This is a genomic window from Enterobacter cloacae complex sp. 342H5, assembly GCF_050030905.1.
In the GTDB taxonomy this organism is placed as follows: Bacteria; Pseudomonadota; Gammaproteobacteria; order Enterobacterales; family Enterobacteriaceae; genus Enterobacter; species Enterobacter intestinihominis.
This window is the reverse complement of the sequence record NZ_JBLGVB010000001.1, coordinates 738927-760132: the sequence shown is the minus strand read 5'-3', so window position 1 is coordinate 760132 and position 21206 is coordinate 738927. Positions and strand designations below refer to the sequence as shown.

The window sequence follows — 21206 nt, the reverse complement described above, 5'->3', positions numbered from 1 at the left end:
CGAGAGTGTATATCACTAACGGTGGGCCAGTTTAGCACAAAGAGCGCAAATCCCCAAATTCCAGCCAATTCTTAGTCAGCTTGCTTACGCAGGAACGCCGGGATATCCAGATAATCTGGCTCTTTTGCCGTTTGTGGAGTCGGGTCGTTCACCACTTTCGCAGCCGGTTTTTGCTCCTGAGTCAGAGGCGACATACCGTGCTGCTGGTAACGATCCATCACCGGCTGCTGAGTCTGTTTGTTGGTCACGAGGGTGATCTCAGGACGCTTGTCCATACCGATACCGGTGGCCACAACAGTCACACGCAGTTCGTCGTTCATTTCCGGGTCAAGGGACGTGCCGATAACAACGGTAGCGTTGTCAGAGGCGAATGCACGGATGGTGTTACCCACGGTTTCGAACTCATCCAGACGCAGGTCAAAGCCAGCGGTAATGTTGACCAGCACGCCGCGCGCGCCAGACAGATCGATATCTTCCAGCAGTGGAGAAGAGATCGCCATTTCAGCGGCTTCTTCCGCACGGTCTTCACCGCTCGCCACGCCAGAGCCCATCATCGCGTAGCCCATCTCGGACATCACTGTGCGAACGTCTGCAAAGTCAACGTTCATCAGGCCAGGACGGGTAATCAGTTCAGCGATACCCTGAACCGCGCCTTTCAGCACGTCGTTTGCCGCGCCAAAGGCGTCCAGCAGAGAGATACCGCGACCCAGCACTTTCAGCAGCTTGTCGTTCGGAATGGTAATCAGAGAGTCCACGTGCTTGGACAGCTCGGTGATACCCTGCTCCGCGAAAGCCATACGCTTCTTACCTTCAAAGTTGAAAGGCTTGGTCACGACAGCAACGGTCAGAATACCTAAATCTTTAGCGACTTCCGCCACAACGGGTGCTGCACCGGTACCTGTACCGCCGCCCATACCCGCTGCGATGAAGACCATGTCTGCACCGTCCAGTGCAGCGCGCAGCGCTTCACGATCTTCTTCAGCCGCGTTGCGGCCCACTTCCGGGTTAGCCCCTGCTCCCAGACCTTTGGTGATGCCACCACCGATCTGAATCGTCTGGCCAACAGCCGTTTTACGCAGCGCCTGCGCATCGGTGTTCACCGCGAAGAATTCAACACCTTCGATGCGCTCGCGCACCATGTGCTCTACGGCGTTACCGCCGCCGCCACCGACGCCGATGACTTTAATCACCGCGTCGTTGGTTAATTCCATAGGTTCAAACATAATCTCTCTCTCCGTTGTGCCTGTCGCCCGAGACCGCTAATTCTCTCCGGTCTCTTAAAAAATTAAAATTCTTTTCGCAACCAGGTGTTAAGTCGTTTGACCCACGACCCCACCGAGACGCGTTTTTCCACCTCTGCCTCACCACTTAAATGGGATTCTTTCCCGTAGTGCAGCAGGCCCACCGCCGTTGAATAGTACGGCTCCTGAGCATAATCCGTTAAACCGGTGATATTCAGCGGCGCACCAATACGCACCTGCGTATGGAACACGCGCTGAGCGCAGGCCGCAAGACCTTCAATTTGCGCTGCCCCGCCGGTTAATACAATCCCCGCTGCGAGATGATGTTTCACACCCTGCTGGCGAAGCTGTTCCTGTAACTGCAAAATCTCTTCGTTGACCAGGTTGAGCAGCTCGGTATAACGCGGCTCAATTACCTCAGCCAGCGTCTGGCGTTGCAAACTGCGCGGCGGTCGACCGCCTACGCTCGGTACTTCAACGCTCTCGTCTTTGCCGACGATAGAGCCCAGCGCGCAACCGTGGCGCACTTTAATCGCCTCTGCATCGCTCGGTGGCGTACCAAAGGCGTAAGCGATATCGCTGGTCACCACATTCCCGGCGTACGGGATCACTTTGGTGTGGCGCAACGCACCGCCGGTATAGACAGCCATGTCCATTGTACCACCACCAATATCGACCACACAGACGCCCAGTTCACGTTCGTCTTCGGTCAGCACGGAATAGCTCGCGGCAAGTCCGGCGAAAATTAGTTGGTCAACTTTCAGGCCACAACGTTCAACGGCTTTTACAATGTTCTTCGCCATATCGTTGTGACATGTGATCAGGTGCACTTTTGCCTGCATACGTACGCCCGACAGACCGACCGGATTCTTGATACCTTCCTGGTAGTCGATCGCGTATTCTTGCGGGATCACATGCAGCACACGGTGCTCGTCGCGAACACGCACAGATTTCGCCGTGTGGACAACGTTCTCAACGTCTTCCTGCGTCACTTCTTCTTCAGAAATCGGCACCATACCGATTTCATTCTGGCAGCTGATGTGCTTACCAGAAAGGGCCAGATAGACAGAGGAAATCTGGCAATCTGCCATCAATTCAGCCTGGTCGATGGCGCGCTGAACGCATTTCACCACCGACTCAAGGTCGTTTACCCCACCTTTATCCATACCACGGGAAGGGCAGCTGCCCACGCCAATGATATTGACCATACCGTCGGGCAGAATTTCCCCTACCAAAGCGGCAACCTTCGCGGTGCCAATCTCCAGTCCTACTACCAATTTTCTGTCCGTCGACTTGATCATTGTTGTTCTGCCTGTACCTGTGCCTGATTTTGTTGCTGATTAGGTTCCTCGACCGGAGCCGGCTCCCAACCGACTGCTGCGCCTGAGTCATAGCGCAAATCAACGTAGCTTATCCGTTTGCCATCCGTCTGCGCCTGCTGCTGTAAAACCGGGTAAAGTTCTACAAAACGCGCCAGACGTTTCATTGTGTCGCCGCGGCCAAGATTGAGCTTAATGCCATTCGTTAAGGTCAGCTGCCAGGAACGGCGCGCCGTCATCGCAGCATCTTTTAACGTAAAGCGATCCTTAGCCAGCACCTGCCCCATCTCACGAAAACCCTGCAATACTTCGTTTTCGCTGCCTTCCGGGCCATACAACATCGGTAAATTCTGCTTGTTGACACGATCGCTCGGGACGCTGAACGAATTTCCGTCTACGTCAACCATATGCTGATCATTCCAACGCGCAATCGGCACATATTCAACCAGATGAATCTTCAATTCATCAGGCCATTGCTTTCTGACACTCGCCTGTTTTATCCACGGCAGACGTTCAATCTGACTCTGGATAATATTGACGTCCTGCGTCATAAAGGTGCCAGGCGACCCCAGCGCCAGAATTGACTGGCGAATGTCATCGTTACGCGTGTAGTGACGCTCTCCGGTCACTACCAGCTTCGACAGCGGCAACCGCTGTGCGTCTTCCATCCAGCCCAGCACCATCCAGCCGCTGATAAACACGGTGCACAGCACCCCGAGCAGGAAGATAATCCCTGCAAGACGCGTTCCATTACTCCGGCGCGAAGAAGAATATTCTTCTTCGTCATCGCGGTTGCGCGTGTTCAACGCAGCCTGAGACATATCAGCCCGCCTGGTCCAAAATACGTACGACTAATTGCGAGAAGCTCATTCCCGCCTGACGCGCCGCCATCGGCACAAGGCTATGGCTGGTCATACCCGGAGACGTGTTTGCTTCCAGCAGATAAAATTGCCCATCACCGTCAAGCATCACATCAATTCGTCCCCAGCCTCGGCATCCCAAAACATTCCAGGCTTTAAGCACCAGAGACTGTAATTCCGCTTCACGTTGTGCTTCAAGGCCAGCTGGGCAGAAATATTGCGTCTCATCAGAGAGATACTTCGCCTCATAATCATAGAAGACTCCGGCGGGTTGGATGCGTATTGACGGTAAAATTTCTTCACCAAGCATCGCGACGGTAAATTCCGGCCCGCTAAGCCATTTTTCAATCAGAACTTCTTCATCATGTTGAAATGCCAGAGCTAAAGCGTCAGCCAAATCTACAGCTTTATCAACTTTGGACATTCCCACGCTCGACCCTTCACGGCCAGGCTTCACAATAACCGGTAAGCCCAGTGACGCAATGCGTGTATTAACGCTGTCCGACAAGCCCAATTCAAATTCACGGCGCGTCAGTGCAACCCATGGCGCAACGGGCAGACCCGCCCCCTGCCACAGCAGTTTGCTGCGCAGTTTATCCATGGAGATGGCGGATGCCATCACGCCGCTGCCGGTGTACGGCATACCGATCAACTCCAGCAGCCCCTGCAACGTGCCGTCTTCACCGCCGCGGCCATGCAACGCGATAAAGGCTTTATCGAAGCCCATCGCTTTCAGCTGCGTAACGTCCACCTCTTTCGGATCAACCGGATGCGCGTCCACGCCACCTTCACGCAGGCCCGCCAGCACGGCAGCGCCCGAATTCAGAGAAACCTCGCGTTCGGCGGAAGTGCCGCCAAACAGGACAGCAATCTTATCAGCCATGACGCTCGTCCTCCTGAGTTTGCGGCTTCAGTTTGATTTCAGCTAAGGTACGGGCGATTTTGCCGATATTTCCCGCACCCTGAATCAAGATCAGATCGTTACCCGTCAGGACCGGGGCAAGCATTTCAGCTACCTGCACCGGGTCGGGGACCAGGATAGGGTCCACTTTACCGCGTCCGCGGATGGTACGACATAAAGACCGACTGTCCGCGCCCGGAATCGGCGCTTCACCCGCGGCATAAACATCCAGCATCAGCAGGGTATCGACCTGCGAAAGGACGTTGGCAAAATCGTCATACAGATCGCGGGTACGTGTGTAACGGTGCGGCTGGAAGATCATGACCAGATTCTTTTCCGGCCAACCCGCGCGTGCCGCTTTGATGGTAGCGTCCACCTCCGTCGGATGGTGACCGTAGTCATCGACCAGCATCGCAGAACCTGGCTTACCGTTTACTGGCTCCAGTGGGAACTCACCCAGGAAGTCGAAGCGACGGCCCGTTCCCTGGAAGCTTTCCAGCGCGCGCAGGATCGCCTCATCATCAATGCCTTCTTCCGTTGCAACAGCCACCGCCGCCGCCGCATTCAGGGCATTGTGACGTCCCGGCGCGTTCAGGGTGACATGCAGGAGCTCTTTATCCTGGCGTGCCAGGGTGAAATGTCCCTGCGCACCAATCTGCTTATAATCTTCCACGCGTACATCAGCGTCTTCGCTGAAGCCGTAGGTGGTAATTTGACGCCCGACGCGCGGCAGCAGCTCGCGGATCACCGGGTCGTCCACGCACATCACCGCACGGCCATAGAACGGCAGGTTGTGCAGGAAGTTAATAAAGGTCTGCTTTAAGTTCTCGAAGTCGCCCTGGTAGGTATCCATATGGTCAGCTTCGATATTGGTGACGATAGCCACCATCGGCTGCAAATGCAGGAACGACGCGTCGCTTTCATCCGCTTCCGCAATCAGATAACGGCTGTGGCCCAGACGCGCATGCACGCCAGCGGCTTTCACCAGACCACCGTTAACGAACGTTGGGTCGAGACCCGCTTCCGCATAAATGCTGGAGACCATCGCTGTTGTTGTGGTTTTACCGTGCGTACCGGCCACCGCAATGCCGTGACGGAAACGCATCAGTTCCGCCAGCATTTCCGCGCGACGGATCACCGGAATGCGCGCCTCATGCGCCGCAACGATTTCCGGGTTATCCGCGGAGATCGCGCTGGACACTACAACCACGCTCGCATCGCTCACGTTTTCCGGGCGATGATTGAAATAGATAGTCGCCCCCAGCGACGCCAGCTGCTGCGTAACAGGGTTTGGCGCCAGGTCAGACCCGCTGATCTGATAGCCTTCGTTAGCTAACACTTCGGCAATACCGCCCATGCCAGCACCACCGATGCCGACAAAGTGAATGTGCCGGACGCGACGCATCTCGGGCACGATAGAACGCAGTTTTGCCAGTTGTTGTGTATTCATTCTCTAAACGCCATCGACTACTTCAAAAAAATCGTGCAGCGCAACACGCGCTGCGAGAATTATGCCTGGGCTGCCAGGCTCACTTCTTTTGCCACCCGTTCCGTTGCATCCGGGATAGCGGTCGCGCGTGCGCGTTGCGCCATCTCCAGTAATACATCCCGGTTCCAGCCCGCCAGGGTAGTGGCGACCGCATCAGCGGTAAATTGTGGCTGCTCAAAAATTTTTGCGGCACCCGCTTTCTCAAGCGGCAGCGCATTCCAGTACTGCTGTCGGTCTTTGTGCTGGAACGGCACAATAAGCGCTGGCAAACCGGCGGCGGCGATTTCGCTCACCGTCAGCGCGCCCGAGCGACAGACCACGACATCGGCCCAGGCATAGGCTGCGGCCATATCATCAATAAATTCAGTCACTTTATGCTGCGGCTGACCTTCCTGCGCGTAAGCCTGCTCAACGCTCTGCTGAGCGCCCTTCCCGCTCTGGTGCCAGATGGTCACCGCATCACCCAGTTTTGCCGCAACCTGTGGCATCGTCTGGTTTAAAATACGTGCGCCCTGGGAACCGCCGACAACCAGCACGCGCACCGGCCCTTCGCGACCCGCCAGACGCGTATCTGGCAGCGGCAGCGCCAGCACGTCCACACGCACCGGATTCCCTACGACATCCGCTTTCGGGAATGCCCCGGGGAAGGCCTGCATAACTTTGGTGGCGATTTTTGCCAGCCATTTGTTGGTCAACCCGGCAATACCGTTCTGCTCATGCAGAACAACAGGGATGCCCAGTGACCACGCCGCCAGTCCTCCCGGACCGGAAACGTAGCCGCCCATGCCCAGAACGACGTCAGGCTTAAAGCGCTTCATGATGTCGCGCGCCTGACGCCAGGCATTGAAAATGCGCACCGGCGCCAGCAGCAGCGCCTTGATCCCTTTGCCACGAAGGCCAGAAATACGAATAAAGTCGATCTCGATACCGTGTTTAGGTACAAGGTCGGCTTCCATGCGGTCTGCGGTTCCCAGCCAGCGTACCTGCCAGCCCTGTTCCATTAAATGGTGCGCAACCGCCAGTCCCGGGAACACGTGTCCGCCGGTCCCGCCTGCCATCACCATTAACCGCTTCGGTTGATTCATCGTGAACCTCGTGTAAACGCCTGAGCTTTCTCCAGACGCGTTTCATAATCTATGCGTAACAAAAACATGATGGCCGTCGACATGATCAACAGACTCGAACCACCATAACTGATCAACGGCAAAGTCAGACCTTTGGTCGGCAGCATACCCGCTGCGGCCCCAACGTTTACCAGTGCCTGGAAGCTAAACCAGATACCAATTGAGCAGGCCAGGAAACCGGAGAAGCGGTGATCGATCTCCAGCGCTTTACGGCCAATCGACATGGCGCGGAAAGCGACGAAGAATACCATTAATAGCGCCAACACCACACCGATATAACCCAGTTCTTCCCCAATAATGGAGAAGATGAAGTCGGTATGCGCCTCCGGTAAATACTCCAGTTTTTGCACCGAGTTGCCCAGGCCTTGGCCCCAGACTTCGCCGCGGCCAAACGCCATCAGCGACTGTGTCAGCTGATAACCGCTGCCGAACGGATCCTCCCATGGGTTCCAGAACGAGGTCACACGGCGGATACGGTATGGTTCGGCGAGGATCAGCAGCACCACCGCCGAAATCCCCATCCCGATGATGGCAATGAACTGCCACAGTTTTGCTCCCGCCAGGAACAGCATCGCCAGCGTAGTGACAAACAGTACGACTACCGTACCGAGGTCGGGCTGCGCCAGCAGCAGGATCGCAAGCACCAGAATCACGCCCATCGGTTTTAAGAAGCCGCGCAGGTTGTTACGAACTTCGTCGACTTTACGCACCAGGTAGTTTGCCAGGTAGCAGAACAACGAAAGCTTGGTGAACTCTGCAGGCTGAATACGCAGCGGACCAAAGGCGATCCAGCGTGATGCCCCGTTAACGGAGCTCCCGACGACCAGAACGATCAACAGCATGATGATTGAGGCGATAAGCATGGCCGTACTGTGCCGCTGCCAGAACGACATCGGCAGGCGTAAGGTGATCATCGCCAGGCAGAACGCGAGAATGATGTACAGCCCGTCACGCTTGGCAAACAGGAACGGATCGTTTGCCAGACGCTGTCCGACAGGCATCGACGCCGAGGTGACCATAATAAAGCCGGTCGCTGCCAGCCCCAGCGTGAGCCAGAACAGCGTGCGGTCGTACATAATCAGGCTGTCGGAATCTTTATCCCGTGAAGCCATCACCCAGCCTTTCAGCGCCGTAAACAGCCATACCAGGATACCAAACCCTGGCAGACGCGGCATTTTCAGGCGAGGGAGAGATAAACGCATCAGCCTAACTCCTTCGCCAGGCGGGTAAAGACATCGCCCCGCTGTTCGAAATTCTTAAATTGATCGAGGCTGGCACAGGCTGGCGAGAGCAGCACCATATCGCCGGGCTTCACGCGGGGGGCGAGAAGGCGCATCGCCTGTTCCATGGTCTCGGTTTGTTCGGCGACCTCAGGACGCAACGCCGCAAGCTCGCTGCCATCGCGGCCAAAGCAATAAAGGCGCACGTTATCACCGTTGAGGTACTGCTTCAGCGAGGAGAAATCGGCTGATTTACCGTCGCCGCCCAGCAGCAGATGCAGTGTGCCTTCAACGTGCAGACCGTTCAATGCCGCCTCGGTGCTACCCACATTGGTCGCTTTGGAATCGTTAATCCAGCGTACGCCTTTGTGTTCCAGCGCCAGCTGAAAACGGTGAGCCAGGCCGGTAAAGGTGGTCAGCGCCTTCAGGCTTGAAGATCGCGGCAGGCCAACGGCATCCGCCAGCGCCAGCGCCGCCAGGGCGTTGGTGTAGTTATGCTGGCCGGAGAGCATCATCTCTTTCACGTTCAGCACCTTCTCACCTTTCACCCGCAGCCAGGTTTCGCCCTGCTGGCGGTTAAGGTGATAGTCACCCATGTTAATACCGAAGCTAATGCAGCGATCGTCTGCGCCACGCACCGGCATGGTGAGTGCATCATCGGCATTCACCACGCAGACTTTGGCATTTTCATAGACACGCAGCTTGGCCGCGCGGTACTGCTGCAAGCCGAACGGGTATCTGTCCATATGATCTTCGGTGACATTAAGGATCGTCGCCGCCGCCGCATGCAGGCTTGAAGTGGTTTCCAGCTGGAAGCTGGAAAGCTCAAGTACAAACAGCTCACACCCTTTATCGAGCAGCATCAACGCGGGCAGGCCAATATTACCGCCCACGCCGACATTTTTGCCCGCCGCTTTCGCCATCTCACCCACCAGGGTGGTGACGGTGCTTTTACCGTTTGAACCGGTAATGGCAACGATCGGGGCCTGCGCCTCCCGGCAGAACAGTTCGATATCGCCAACAATCTCAACGCCTGCATCCGCCGCGGCACTCAGCGAAGGATGCGCCAGCGCCATGCCCGGGCTGGCAACAATCAGATCGGCGACCAGCAGCCACTCATCATTCAGACCACCCAGGTGGCGTTCAACCTGCTCCGGCAGCTTGTCCAGACCCGGCGGAGAGACGCGCGTATCCATCACGCGCGGCGTCACGCCACGCGCAAGGAAAAAGTCCACGCAGGAGAGGCCGGTAAGGCCCAACCCGATGATAACGACTTTTTTGCCCTGGTAATCTGCCATGATTAACGTACCTTCAGCGTTGCCAGGCCAATCAGCACCAGCATCAGCGAAATAATCCAGAAGCGCACAATGACGCGCGGCTCCGGCCAGCCTTTCAGTTCATAGTGGTGGTGAATCGGTGCCATACGGAAGATGCGCTGGCCGCGCAGCTTGAAGGAACCGACCTGCAAAATCACCGACAGGGTCTCAACCACAAACACACCGCCCATAATCACCAGCAGAAACTCCTGACGCAGCAGCACGGCGATAATGCCCAGCGCGCCGCCCAGTGCCAGTGAACCGACGTCGCCCATAAAGACCTGCGCCGGATAGGTGTTGAACCACAGGAAGCCCAGCCCCGCGCCGACAATCGCCGTACAGACGATCACCAGCTCACCAGCGTGTCGCAGGTACGGGATGTGCAGGTAGTTTGCAAAGTTCATGTTACCGGTCGCCCACGCCACTAGCGCGAAACCGCCCGCGACAAACACGGTTGGCATGATGGCCAGGCCGTCCAGACCATCGGTCAGGTTGACGGCGTTGCCGGTGCCGACGATCACAAAGTAAGCCAGCAGAATGTAGAACAGCCCCAGCTGCGGCATCACGTCTTTGAAGAACGGCACCACCAGCTCGGTGGCCGGGGTGTCTTTTCCTGCCAGGTAAAGCGCGAAGGCCACACCCAGCGCAATTACCGACATCCAGAAATACTTCCAGCGGGCGATCAAACCTTTGGTGTCTTTGCGCACGACTTTGCGGTAGTCATCAACAAAACCGATGATCCCGTAGCCAACCAGAACGGTCAGCACGCACCAGACGTAGGGGTTAGACGGATAAGCCCACAGCAGAACGGACACCACAATCGCGGTCAGGATCATGATCCCGCCCATGGTCGGCGTACCGCGCTTGCTGAAATGCGATTCCGGACCGTCGTTACGCACGACCTGGCCGAAAGAGAGTTTTTGCAGACGGGCAATCATGCGCGGGCCCATCCACAACGAGATGAACAGCGCAGTCAGCAGGCTGACGATGGCGCGAAACGTCAGATAGGAAAAGACGTTAAAGCCTGAATAATATTTGACCAAATGTTCGGCCAGCCAAACTAACATGTCCCGTTCTCCTGTAATGCGTGCACAACCTCTTCCATGGCGGCACTACGTGAACCTTTAACTAAAACAGTCACAATCTGTTTTTCTGTAATCAATGCCTTCAGGCGTTCGATCAGTGCAGATTTATCGGCAAAATGTTCGCCAACTTCACTGGCATCGGAAATGGCCTTGCTCAGCGTGCCTGCGCTCAGTACGCGGTCAAGCCCGGCAGCTTTCGCCGCTTCGCCAACCTGTACGTGGCAGGCTTCGCTTTCATCACCCAGCTCGGCCATATCGCCCACAACCATCACGCGATAGCCCGGCATCTCAGACAAGACCTGCACGGCCGCCGTCATGGAGCCGACGTTAGCGTTGTAGGAGTCATCCAGCAGGAGTTTGTTTTCAGCCAGCTGGATCGGGAACAGACGCCCCGGCACGGCTTTTAAATTTGCCAGACCAGTTTTTATCGCAGCATGTGAAGCCCCTACCGCCATTGAGAGCGCTGCCGCAGCAAGCGCATTGGCGATGTTATGACGACCCGGCAACGGCAGCAGCACGTCGATGTCGCCCGTTGGGGTCAGGAGGGTGAACTCGGTGCCGTGTGACGTCACATGAATGTTGGTCGCCGAAAAATCACTGTTTGCCGCATTCGGGGAGAAGCGCCAGGTTTTGCGTGAACCAATGATGCTCTGCCAGTTCAGCCAGTCATTGTTATCGGCATTCATAATGGCGATGCCGTCATCCGGCAGGCCGGTATAAATTTCACCTTTCGCTTTCGCCACACCGGCCAGCGAACCAAAACCTTCAAGATGTGCCGCCGCCAGGTTATTCACCAGCGCCGCTTCCGGACGCGTCAGGCTCACGGTCCAAGCGATTTCGCCCTGATGGTTAGCCCCTAACTCAATCACCGCATATTCATGCTCGTGGGTCAGGCGCAGCAGCGTCATCGGTACACCGACGTCATTATTAAGGTTGCCCGCCGTATAAAGCGTGTTTCCGCACTGGCTAAGGATCGCCGCCGTCATCTCTTTAACGGAGGTTTTGCCCGACGAGCCCGTCAGCGCCACGACGCGTGTTGGCACCTGCTGGCGAACCCATGCCGCCAGCTCACCAAAGGCCAGGCGCGTATCTTTCACCACAATCTGCGGCAAATCGATATCGAGCTTACGGTTGACCAGCAGCGCACCCGCGCCGTTATCTCTAGCCTGTTGCGCAAAATCGTGGGCGTCAAAACGTTCACCCTTCAGCGCCACAAACAGGCAGCCCGCCGTCACCTTACGGGTGTCGGTGGTCACAGCCTCGATGGTCTGATCCTGACCATGCAGCATCCCCTGCAATACCGCAGCGGCCTGGCTTAACGTAATGCTAATCATGCCACCACTCCCAGCAGACGCGCTGCCGTCACGCGGTCGGAGTAATCCAGACGACGATTGCCGACGATCTGATAATCTTCATGACCTTTACCGGCCAGCAGAACTACATCGTTCTCCTGCGCCTGCATAATGGCGTTAGTCACGGCCTCCGCACGGCCTTCGACCACGCGCGCACGCCCAGCATCCAGCATGCCCGCCAGAATGTCGTTGATAATGGCCCTCGGCTCTTCGGTACGCGGGTTGTCATCGGTCACCACGGGAATATCCGCGAACTGCTCAGCGATGGCGCCCATCAGCGGACGTTTGCCCTTGTCGCGATCGCCACCGCAGCCAAACACGCACCAGAGCTTGCCTGCGCAGTGCAGACGCGCCGCTTCCAGCGCTTTTTCCAGCGCATCCGGCGTGTGGGCGTAATCCACGACCACCGTCGGCTTGCCCGGCGCACTGAACACTTCCATGCGGCCACAGACCGGTTGCAAACGCTCAGACGTTTTCAGCAGATCCACCATCGGGTAACCCAGCGCCAGCAGCGTCGCCAGCGCCAGCAGCAGGTTACTGACGTTGAAAGCCCCCATCAGGCGGCTTTCAATTTCACCTTCGCCCCAGGTGGAAGCAAAGCGGATCGTCGCCCCGCTATCGTGGTAGTTCACTTCGACTGCCTTCAGCCAGCGGCCACGACAGTTCGGATTAATGCGATCTTCCATCGACACCGCCACCGCATCTGGCAGTTTTTCCAGCCAGCGGCGACCGACTTCGTCGTCGGCGTTAATGATCGCCTGCCCGTGGTGGTGAGTGGAATAAAGCAGCCATTTCGCCGCTTCGTAGTGCTCCATATCACCATGATAATCAAGGTGATCGCGGCTCAGGTTTGTAAAGACAGAGGCGGCAAATTTCAGTGCCGCCACGCGATGTTGTACCAGACCATGGGAGGAGACCTCCATCGCCGCGAAGGTCGCCCCCTGCTCTGCAAGGCCTGCCAGCACACGCTGCACGTCAACCGCCGAGCCTGTAGTGTTTTCCGTCGGGCTTACTTTGCCCAGAATACCGTTCCCCACCGTGCCCATGACGGCACCGGTTTCACCCAGCAGCTGAGCCCATTGCGCCATCAGCTGAGTGGTGGTGGTTTTTCCGTTGGTTCCTGTCACGCCAACAAGCTTTAACTGGTCGGAAGGTTCGTCGTAAAAACGTCCTGCCAGCGCGGAGAGACGCTCATTCAGCTGGCTGAGATAGATGACCGGCACGCCGTGCATTTCACGGATCTCACCGTCTGTTGCCTCATCTTTGGCCTCAGCAATAATGGCAGCAACACCTTGCGCAATCGCCTGCGGGATATAACGACGCCCGTCCGCCTGATGACCTACCACTGCCACAAAAAGATCGCCAGAAGCCGCTACGCGGCTGTCCAGTACCATCTCTCGCAGTGCTCGCGCAGGTAGCATAGGCACCCACGGAGCAAGAAGGTCGCGCAAATTACGATCTGCCACCTGTTCCCTCGCCTTGATTAATTACAAATTCACTTTTTTCGCCCGTCGCCAGCGCATCCGGTTCAATGTTCATGGTGCGCAACACGCCGCCCATAATAGCCCCGAACACAGGCGCGGAGACGGCGCCGCCGTAGTATTTACCCGCCTGCGGATCGTTGATGACGACCACCAGCGCAAAACGCGGATTGCTTGCAGGCGCTACGCCTGCGGTATAGGCAATGTATTTGTTGATATAGCGGCCGTCCGGCCCCACTTTTTTCGCTGTACCGGTTTTGATGGCGATACGATAGCCCTTAATCGCGGCCTTCACGCCACCACCACCGGGCAGCGCGACGCTTTCCATCATATGTACGACGGTACGAACGATAGATTCCGGGAAAACACGTTCCCCCGGTACCGGTGGATCAACTTTGGTGATCGACAGCGGGCGATAAATGCCATAGCTGCCAATCGTTGCGTAGACTCGCGCTAACTGTAAGGGAGTTACCATTAGCCCGTAGCCGAAAGAGAAGGTGGCCCTCTCTATGTCAGACCACCGTTGTTTTTGAGGATATAAGCCACTGCGTTCTCCGACCAACCCCAAATTGGTCGCCTTTCCCAGCCCAAAACGTGAGTAAGTATCTACTAACGCTGAGGACGGCATCGCTAACGCCAGTTTTGACACACCGACGTTACTCGACTTCTGTAAGACCCCGGTCAGGGTCAGTTCGCTGTAACGTGCCACGTCTTTTATTTCGTGGCCGTTAATTCGATAAGGGATCGTATTCAGAACGGTATTTTCGTTGACGATGCCCCGCTGTAGAGCCGTCATCACCACCATAGGTTTTACGGTTGAACCGGGTTCAAACACATCGGTGATGGAGCGGTTACGCATCGCATCTTTTGCTGTACCGGCAAAATTATTCGGGTTGTATGAGGGACTACTGGCCATCGCCAGCACTTCACCTGTCGCCACATCCACCAGCACGGCACTGCCCGATTCCGCCTTGTTAAACGCGACGGCGTTGTTCAGCTCACGATAGACCAGCGCCTGCAAGCGCTCATCAATACTCAGGGCCAGGTTGTGCGCGGCCTGGCTGTCTGTCGAGGAAATATCTTCAATGACGCGACCATAGCGGTCTTTACGCACGATTCGCTCGCCAGGCTGGCCGGTAAGCCACTTGTCGAAGCTTTTTTCAACGCCTTCAATCCCCTGGCTATCCACGTTGGTGAAGCCAATCAGGTGCGCGGTGACTTCGCCGGAAGGATAATAACGGCGGGATTCTTCCCGCAGATGAATGCCGGGCAGCTTGAGTTTTTTAATGTAGTCAGCCATATCAGGGTTCACCTGACGGGCAAGATAGATGAAGCGCCCTTTCGGGTTGGCGTTAACGCGTGACGCCAGCTGATCCAGCGGCATTTTCAACGCGTCTGAGAGCGCCTTCCAGCGGTTATCAAGGGTGATCCCGCCTGCGTCATGCAGCTCTTTAGGATCGGCCCAGATCGCCTTCACCGGTACGCTCACCGCCAGCGGGCGGCCGGAGCGGTCGGTGATCATCCCACGAGAGGTAGAAACTTCCTGCACGCGCAGAGAACGCATATCCCCCTGACGCACCAGCATGTCAGGCGCGATGATTTGTAGCCACGCCACGCGTCCCAGCAGGAAACCCAGCGCCAGTAAAATGCAGCCGCAAAGCAACGCAAAACGCCAACTGATAAAGTTGGCCTGTTCTTCCTGGCGTTTTGGTTTTAGCGTTTTTGCCGCTGCTTTCATGCGTCGCGTTTTCCCTTATTTTTGTACTACGATATTTTCCTGCGAAGGATCAACATGCTGTAATTGCAGTTTTTCCGTTGCGATCCGTTCAACCCGGCTGTGATCGCCGAGCGCGTTTTCTTCAAGGATCAGATTTCGCCATTCAATATCCAGCGCATCGCGTTCCAGTACCATCTGTTCACGCTGCGCAGTTAATAAACGGGTATGGTGAGCGGTGGTTACCACCATGACTGCCGTCACAATGATGCAAATGAACAAGCAGAGTGGCAGCTTCCCAAACCGCAAAAGATCGTCGCCGATCACGCCAGGCAAGGCATGGCGCTCGTTGCTTCCTAACGATCCCTTAACTTTGCTTAGGGTCTCTGTCACTCTGCTGATCATGCGTTCGTCCTCTCTGCAATACGCAGCACTGAACTACGGGCACGTGGATTCTCTGCCACCTCTTCTTCGCCCGGCATCAACTTGCCTAATGCTCGCAACTGACGGCCTCCCAGCTTTCTGAGTTGTTCTTCCGTCATCGGCAGCCCAGCTGGAACCTGCGGACCGCGGCTCTGTTCACGCATAAAGCGCTTAACGATGCGATCTTCCAGCGAATGGAAGCTGATGATGGATAACCGCCCACCCGGGGCCAGCACGTCGAGCGAGCTTTTTAGCGCCAGCTCTATTTCCTCCAGTTCACTGTTTACCCAGATACGAACCGCCTGGAAGGTGCGGGTCGCAGGATGTTTGTGCTTGTCCTTCACTGGCGTTGCCGCCGCGATGACTTCTGCCAGCTCTTTGGTACGGGTCATTGGCTCAACGCGGTTGCGCTCCACGATGGCGCGCGCAATACGTTTGCCAAAGCGTTCTTCGCCGAAGGTTTTGATCACCCAGGCAATATCCGCTTCGTCAGCAGTTTGTAACCACTCGGCGGCAGACTGGCCGCGGGTGGGGTCCATACGCATATCCAGCGGACCGTCGCGCATAAAGGAGAAGCCGCGTTCTGCATCATCAAGCTGTGGTGAAGAGACGCCAAGATCGAGGAGGATCCCGTCGATTTTGCCGGTCAGGCCGCGCTCGGCGACATAATCCGCAAGCGCAGAGAAAGGTCCATGCACGATGGAAAAGCGAGGGTCATCGATGGTTTGCGCAACGGCAATCGCCTGCGGATCGCGGTCAATTGCCAGCAGGCGCCCTTCCGCTCCAAGCTGAGAGAGGATCAAACGCGAGTGGCCACCGCGACCAAAAGTGCCATCAATATAGATGCCATCTGGACGAATATTCAGGCCGTTAACGGCCTCATCCAGCAGCACCGTTGTATGTTTATAATTTTCCATCATATTTATAGAGACAAGTCCTGCAGCCGTTCCGATAATGTTGCGGAATCAGACTGCTCAGCGTCGATATCTTCCTTGACCTGTTGATACCAGGTCGTTTCGTCCCACAGTTCAAACTTGTTGAACTGCCCGACCAGCATCACTTCTTTAGTCAGACCGGCATGTTGCCGCAACACAGGCGCAATCAATAATCGCCCGGCGCTATCCATCTGACATTCACTGGCATGTCCCAATAACAACCGCTGTACGCGGCGTTCCTGCGGGTTCATGCTCGACAGTCGCGACAGCTTTTGCTCAATGATTTCCCATTCAGGCAAAGGATAAAGCAGCAGGCAGGGGGAGTTGATGTCAATGGTGCAAACCAGTTGACCCGAAGCGTTCTCAATCAGCTGGTCACGGTATCGGGTTGGTACCGATAAACGCCCTTTGCTGTCGAGATTGACTAACGTTGCTCCACGGAACATGCCAGCCTCACCCCTCCTCACCACTTTAACCCACAAATTCCCACCTGAAGGAGTTTACGGAGCGAGGGAAAAGCTTGTCAAGCCAGGACTCTCTCTGTACGGACCCGAAAGCATCCTATTTACAGAGCAAGAGTGACCTGGCTAATAACTAAACAACTGGCGAGGCAAAATTAACGTTATGAATATTTGTAAGAAAAAAACCGAATATGCACACGAGCGTTAAGACTCACTCAATATCATCGCAGGGAAATATAAAGTGTCAGTTTGCGACGCGGGCAGCATTTTAAGGCATATCGCCGGGGGATAACAGCACCAGTTTAATCCCGAGGCAATATGGATTCGTTCGTGTGCATTGAGGCCTGGAGGGAGAGTGAAAAATGGCTGAATATTCATCGGCTGGCGCCTGTTTGTAACAAAACAATACAAAGAAATGTCAGTCAAAAATTTATAATTGTGCTTTTTAACACCAAAATGGATTCAGAAAAATAGCAGGCTATGAATCTTAGAGATAAATCCTAATTTTTATCCGGGAATTATTTATCGCAATAAATTCGCCGCAAAAGGGGCAGTTATACCGCCCCTGTGGAAATATTAATGGCGGCTCAAAATTCCGCGCCGATAGAGATTACGTTTGATACGCGTAAGCCCGGGTTTCGGCTTGCGGGGTTCATCCAGGCTTGCCAGAACAATCTCCAGCACGCGCTCGGCGACGTCGCGGTGACGCTGAGCCACGGCCAGCACTGGACATTGCAGGAAGTCGAGCAGTTCGTTATCACCGAAGGTAGCAATCGCCAGATCGGATGGCAGCTTGCCATCGCGACGTAACGTCACGTCCATCACTCCCTGCAACAGAGCAAACGAGGTGGTAAACAACGCCTGCGGCATCGGGTGCGTTTCCAGCCATTTCTCGAACAGCTGGGCAGCCGCTTCGCGCTCATAACTGTTGGCATAGAGATAATGAACGTCACGCGGATCGTCTTTCCATGCCGTACGGAACCCTTGTTCACGCAGGAAGCTTACCGAAAGTTCAGGCAAAGCGCCAAGATACAGCACCGTTTCAGCCGGGAAGGTACGCAGCTCGGCAGCCAGCATTTCTGCATCGTCCTGATCGGCACCCACGACGCTGGTGAAATGTTCACGATCGAGCGCACGATCCAGCGCCACTATCGGGAACGGATCGTTCGCCCAGCGCTGATAGAACGGATGCTCGGGTGGTAAAGAGGTCGACACGATGATGGCATCAACCTGACGTTGCAGCAGATGCTCAATGCAGCGCATCTCGTTGTCGGGCTGATCCTCGGAGCAGGCAATCAACAGCTGATAGCCCCGCTGACGAGCCTGACGTTCCAGATAGTTGGCGATGCGGGTATAGCTGGTGTTTTCCAGGTCCGGGATCACCAGGCCAATAGAGCGGGTGCGCCCGGCACGTAAACCTGCGGCGACAGCATTCGGATGGTAATTATGCTCACGAACGACTGCCATCACTTTCTCAACGGTCTTATCGCTGACACGATACTGCTTTGCTTTACCGTTAATCACATAGCTGGCCGTGGTTCTCGACACGCCGGCGAGCCGGGCGATTTCATCCAGTTTCACAATTGCCCCTCAAAAAAAGAAAAGAGTCCATGGCCCTGTCAAGGTTATGGTTAAATATTTTAACATCTAAACGCAGAATAGCCTTCACGGCAACCGCTTTTGTCTGCGTTGTCGGCGGATTACGCAAAAAAAAGCCCGGCTTTGGCTACCGGGCTGAAAGAGGCGAACCTATTGCGCTACTCACGCATGATTTTATCGCCGCGCGAGAGGCCAACAACGCCAGAGCGCGCAACTTCAACAATTTTTGCCACATCCCTGACAGAGGCCAGGAAAGCGTCCAGCTTATCGCTCGTTCCGGCAAGCTGGACAGTATATATAGAAGGCGTGACGTCAATAATCTGCCCACGGAAAATATCCGTGTTGCGCTTGACCTCTTCACGGCCGTAACCGCTGGCCTGAATTTTCACCAGCATCACTTCACGTTCGACGTAAGCCCCCTGCCCCAGCTCGCTGACGCGCAGTACGTCCACCAGCTTGTGCAATTGCTTTTCGATCTGCTCAAGCACTTTCGCATCGCCGACAGTCTGGATCGTCATGCGCGAGAGCGTAGGGTCATCGGTCGGTGCCACGGTCAGGCTTTCAATGTTATAGCCGCGCTGGGCAAAAAGCCCAATAACCCGCGACAGTGCGCCCGACTCATTTTCCAGTAATACAGATAATATCCGGCGCATATCAGGTTCTCTCCGTTTTGCTTAACCACATTTCATCCATACCACCGCCACGAATATGCATCGGATAAACGTGCTCTGTGCCATCGACGATAACGTCCATGAAGACGAGGCGATTGTTTTTAACGTGCTCAAGCGCTTCGCCGAGCTTCGCTTCCAGCTCTGACGGATCGGTTACCCGCATGCCAATATGACCATAGGCTTCAGCCAGACGGACAAAGTCCGGAAGTGATTTCATATAGGACTGGGAGTGACGGCCCGAATAAATCATATCCTGCCACTGTTTTACCATGCCGAGGTAACCGTTATTCAGGTTCAGCACCAGCACTGGCAGTTCATATTGCAGCGCAGTGGAAAGTTCCTGAATATTCATCTGTATACTGCCGTCACCCGTTACGCAAATAACCGTTTCGTTTGGCAACGCCAGCTTTACCCCCAGCGCGGCGGGCAAACCAAAGCCCATCGTGCCGAGCCCGCCTGAGTTGATCCAGCGACGCGGTTTATCAAACGGGTAATACAGCGCAGCAAACATCTGATGCTGGCCCACGTCAGAAGTGACATACGCATCGCCATTGGTCAGACGCCAGATCGTCTCGATCACCGCCTGCGGTTTGATGTTCTCACTTTGCGTGTCGTATTTAAGGCACTGACGGCCACGCCATTGCTCGATTTGTTGCCACCAGTCGCGGATCTCGTCCAGCGGTTGAGAGGCGGTCTCCTGCGCCAGCAGATCCAACATTTGATCCAGCACCTGTCGTGCGTCTCCCACGATCGGCACATCCGCCGGCACCGTTTTAGAGATAGAAGTAGGATCGATATCAATGTGCAGCACCGTCGCATTCGGGCAGTATTTCGCCAGGTTGTTCGTGGTGCGATCGTCAAAACGCACGCCGACGGCAAAAATCACGTCAGAATTGTGCATCGTCATATTGGCTTCGTAGGTGCCGTGCATACCCAGCATGCCCAGCGCCTGCCGATGCGTGGCAGGGAACGCCCCCAGCCCCATCAGTGATGACGCGACAGGAAGATTAAGCTTCTCGATCAGTTCGCGTAGTTGCGTTTCGCAGGCTGCATTGACGGCGCCGCCCCCCACATAGACCACCGGTTTTTTCGCAGACAGCAGCGTTTGAAGCGCACGTTTAATCTGTCCTTTGTGCCCTTGCGTGGTCGGATTATACGAACGCATGCTCACCGACTCAGGCCAAAGGTAAGGCAGTTTATTCCCCGGATTGAGAATATCTTTTGGCAGATCGACAACCACTGGCCCAGGACGACCGCTGGCGGCCAGCCAGAAGGCTTTTTTCAGTACGCCCGGGATATCTTCAGTTTGTTTGACCAGAAAGCTGTGCTTCACCACGGGGCGTGAGATCCCCACCATGTCGCACTCCTGAAACGCATCATAGCCAATCAGCGACGTCGCCACCTGTCCGGAAAGAATGACCAGTGGAATAGAGTCCATATACGCAGTCGCTATGCCGGTAATGGCATTGGTCGCCCCCGGCCCGGAAGTGACCAGCACAACACCCACTTCGCCCGTGGCGCGGGCCAGGCCGTCAGCCATATGCACAGCAGCCTGTTCATGACGAACCAGAACATGATCAATACCGCCTACCGTGTGCAGCGCGTCATAAATATCGAGAACCGCGCCTCCGGGATAGCCGAACACTTGTTTCACGCCCTGATCGATAAGCGATCGGACGACCATTTCCGCGCCAGACAACATCTCCATGCTTTGCCTCCAGGCTTTTGTTATAGACGGTCTACAGAATTCATTTCCGCGCCGTCTTCTGACAGGGTAAACCCATCTTATAATGTGCAGAGTGATGGATACCTTAACCGCTCGTTATGAGGCAGGCAATTAGCAAACGGGATGCGGGAATGAGCAATAAAAGCAGAAAAAACAGCTGACAGACATGAATATGGTGAATTCGTCTGGTATGAGTGGAGACAATAATAATTCATCTCTTAAAAAGAGGATGGATCAGGAAATCATCTATTTTTGAGCATGCATAAGTAACTGAAAAAATTAACGCAGC

18 protein-coding genes are annotated in these 21206 nt (G+C 55.5%); all 18 read right to left on the bottom strand.

What is annotated here, in order from left to right; genetic code table 11:
* Positions 1–71 precede the first annotated feature (71 nt).
* Positions 72–1223, bottom strand: a complete 1152-nt coding sequence (ftsZ, locus tag ACQG03_RS03680) for a cell division protein FtsZ (RefSeq protein ID WP_022647048.1) — start codon at positions 1221–1223, stop codon at positions 72–74.
* A gap of 62 nt (positions 1224–1285) precedes the next feature.
* On the bottom strand, positions 1286–2542 hold the full coding sequence (gene ftsA / locus ACQG03_RS03675) for a cell division protein FtsA (protein ID WP_063163133.1): 1257 nt from the start codon (positions 2540–2542) through the stop codon (positions 1286–1288).
* Entirely contained in the window at positions 2539–3381 is an 843-nt protein-coding gene (gene ftsQ / locus ACQG03_RS03670; protein ID WP_003856342.1) for a cell division protein FtsQ, read from the bottom strand. The genes ftsA and ftsQ overlap by 4 nt, the downstream gene beginning before the upstream one ends.
* 1 nt (position 3382) lies before the next feature.
* Positions 3383–4303 (bottom strand): D-alanine--D-alanine ligase, encoded by a 921-nt coding sequence (locus tag ACQG03_RS03665; protein ID WP_063163134.1) that lies wholly within the window; start codon positions 4301–4303, stop codon positions 3383–3385.
* Positions 4296–5771, bottom strand: coding sequence for a UDP-N-acetylmuramate--L-alanine ligase (murC, locus tag ACQG03_RS03660; protein WP_022647046.1), 1476 nt, complete (start codon positions 5769–5771; stop codon positions 4296–4298). The genes ACQG03_RS03665 and murC overlap by 8 nt, the downstream gene beginning before the upstream one ends.
* 59 nt (positions 5772–5830) lie before the next feature.
* Entirely contained in the window at positions 5831–6895 is a 1065-nt protein-coding gene (gene murG / locus ACQG03_RS03655) for an undecaprenyldiphospho-muramoylpentapeptide beta-N-acetylglucosaminyltransferase (protein ID WP_063163135.1), read from the bottom strand.
* Positions 6892–8136: a cell division protein FtsW gene (ftsW, locus tag ACQG03_RS03650; RefSeq protein ID WP_022647044.1), complete on the bottom strand. Its 1245-nt coding sequence runs from the start codon at positions 8134–8136 to the stop codon at positions 6892–6894. The genes murG and ftsW overlap by 4 nt, the downstream gene beginning before the upstream one ends.
* Positions 8136–9452, bottom strand: a complete 1317-nt coding sequence (murD, locus tag ACQG03_RS03645; protein WP_046619898.1) for a UDP-N-acetylmuramoyl-L-alanine--D-glutamate ligase — start codon at positions 9450–9452, stop codon at positions 8136–8138. The genes ftsW and murD overlap by 1 nt, the downstream gene beginning before the upstream one ends.
* A 2-nt stretch (positions 9453–9454) precedes the next feature.
* Complete coding sequence (gene mraY, locus ACQG03_RS03640; protein WP_003856353.1) at positions 9455–10537, bottom strand: phospho-N-acetylmuramoyl-pentapeptide-transferase; 1083 nt, start codon at positions 10535–10537, stop codon at positions 9455–9457.
* Positions 10531–11889, bottom strand: a complete 1359-nt coding sequence (gene murF / locus ACQG03_RS03635) for a UDP-N-acetylmuramoyl-tripeptide--D-alanyl-D-alanine ligase (RefSeq protein WP_063163136.1) — start codon at positions 11887–11889, stop codon at positions 10531–10533. The genes mraY and murF overlap by 7 nt, the downstream gene beginning before the upstream one ends.
* Complete coding sequence (gene murE / locus ACQG03_RS03630; RefSeq protein WP_023305439.1) at positions 11886–13373, bottom strand: UDP-N-acetylmuramoyl-L-alanyl-D-glutamate--2,6-diaminopimelate ligase; 1488 nt, start codon at positions 13371–13373, stop codon at positions 11886–11888. The genes murF and murE overlap by 4 nt, the downstream gene beginning before the upstream one ends.
* Positions 13360–15126 (bottom strand): peptidoglycan glycosyltransferase FtsI, encoded by a 1767-nt coding sequence (gene ftsI / locus ACQG03_RS03625; RefSeq protein WP_022647040.1) that lies wholly within the window; start codon positions 15124–15126, stop codon positions 13360–13362. The genes murE and ftsI overlap by 14 nt, the downstream gene beginning before the upstream one ends.
* A 15-nt stretch (positions 15127–15141) precedes the next feature.
* Positions 15142–15507, bottom strand: a complete 366-nt coding sequence (ftsL, locus tag ACQG03_RS03620; protein ID WP_003856363.1) for a cell division protein FtsL — start codon at positions 15505–15507, stop codon at positions 15142–15144.
* Complete coding sequence (rsmH, locus tag ACQG03_RS03615) at positions 15504–16445, bottom strand: 16S rRNA (cytosine(1402)-N(4))-methyltransferase RsmH (protein ID WP_003856366.1); 942 nt, start codon at positions 16443–16445, stop codon at positions 15504–15506. Before rsmH ends, ftsL begins: the two co-directional genes overlap by 4 nt.
* A gap of 2 nt (positions 16446–16447) precedes the next feature.
* On the bottom strand, positions 16448–16906 hold the full coding sequence (gene mraZ, locus ACQG03_RS03610) for a division/cell wall cluster transcriptional repressor MraZ (RefSeq protein ID WP_014830641.1): 459 nt from the start codon (positions 16904–16906) through the stop codon (positions 16448–16450).
* A gap of 591 nt (positions 16907–17497) precedes the next feature.
* Positions 17498–18502, bottom strand: a complete 1005-nt coding sequence (gene cra / locus ACQG03_RS03605; RefSeq protein WP_003856369.1) for a catabolite repressor/activator — start codon at positions 18500–18502, stop codon at positions 17498–17500.
* 176 nt (positions 18503–18678) lie between these two features.
* The gene (gene ilvN / locus ACQG03_RS03600) at positions 18679–19173 is read right to left on the bottom strand and encodes an acetolactate synthase small subunit (RefSeq protein WP_001252742.1); all 495 of its coding nucleotides are present in this window, start codon (positions 19171–19173) and stop codon (positions 18679–18681) included.
* A 1-nt stretch (position 19174) separates the two neighbouring features.
* Positions 19175–20899, bottom strand: a complete 1725-nt coding sequence (ilvI, locus tag ACQG03_RS03595; protein ID WP_045308063.1) for an acetolactate synthase 3 large subunit — start codon at positions 20897–20899, stop codon at positions 19175–19177.
* Positions 20900–21206 lie beyond the last annotated feature (307 nt).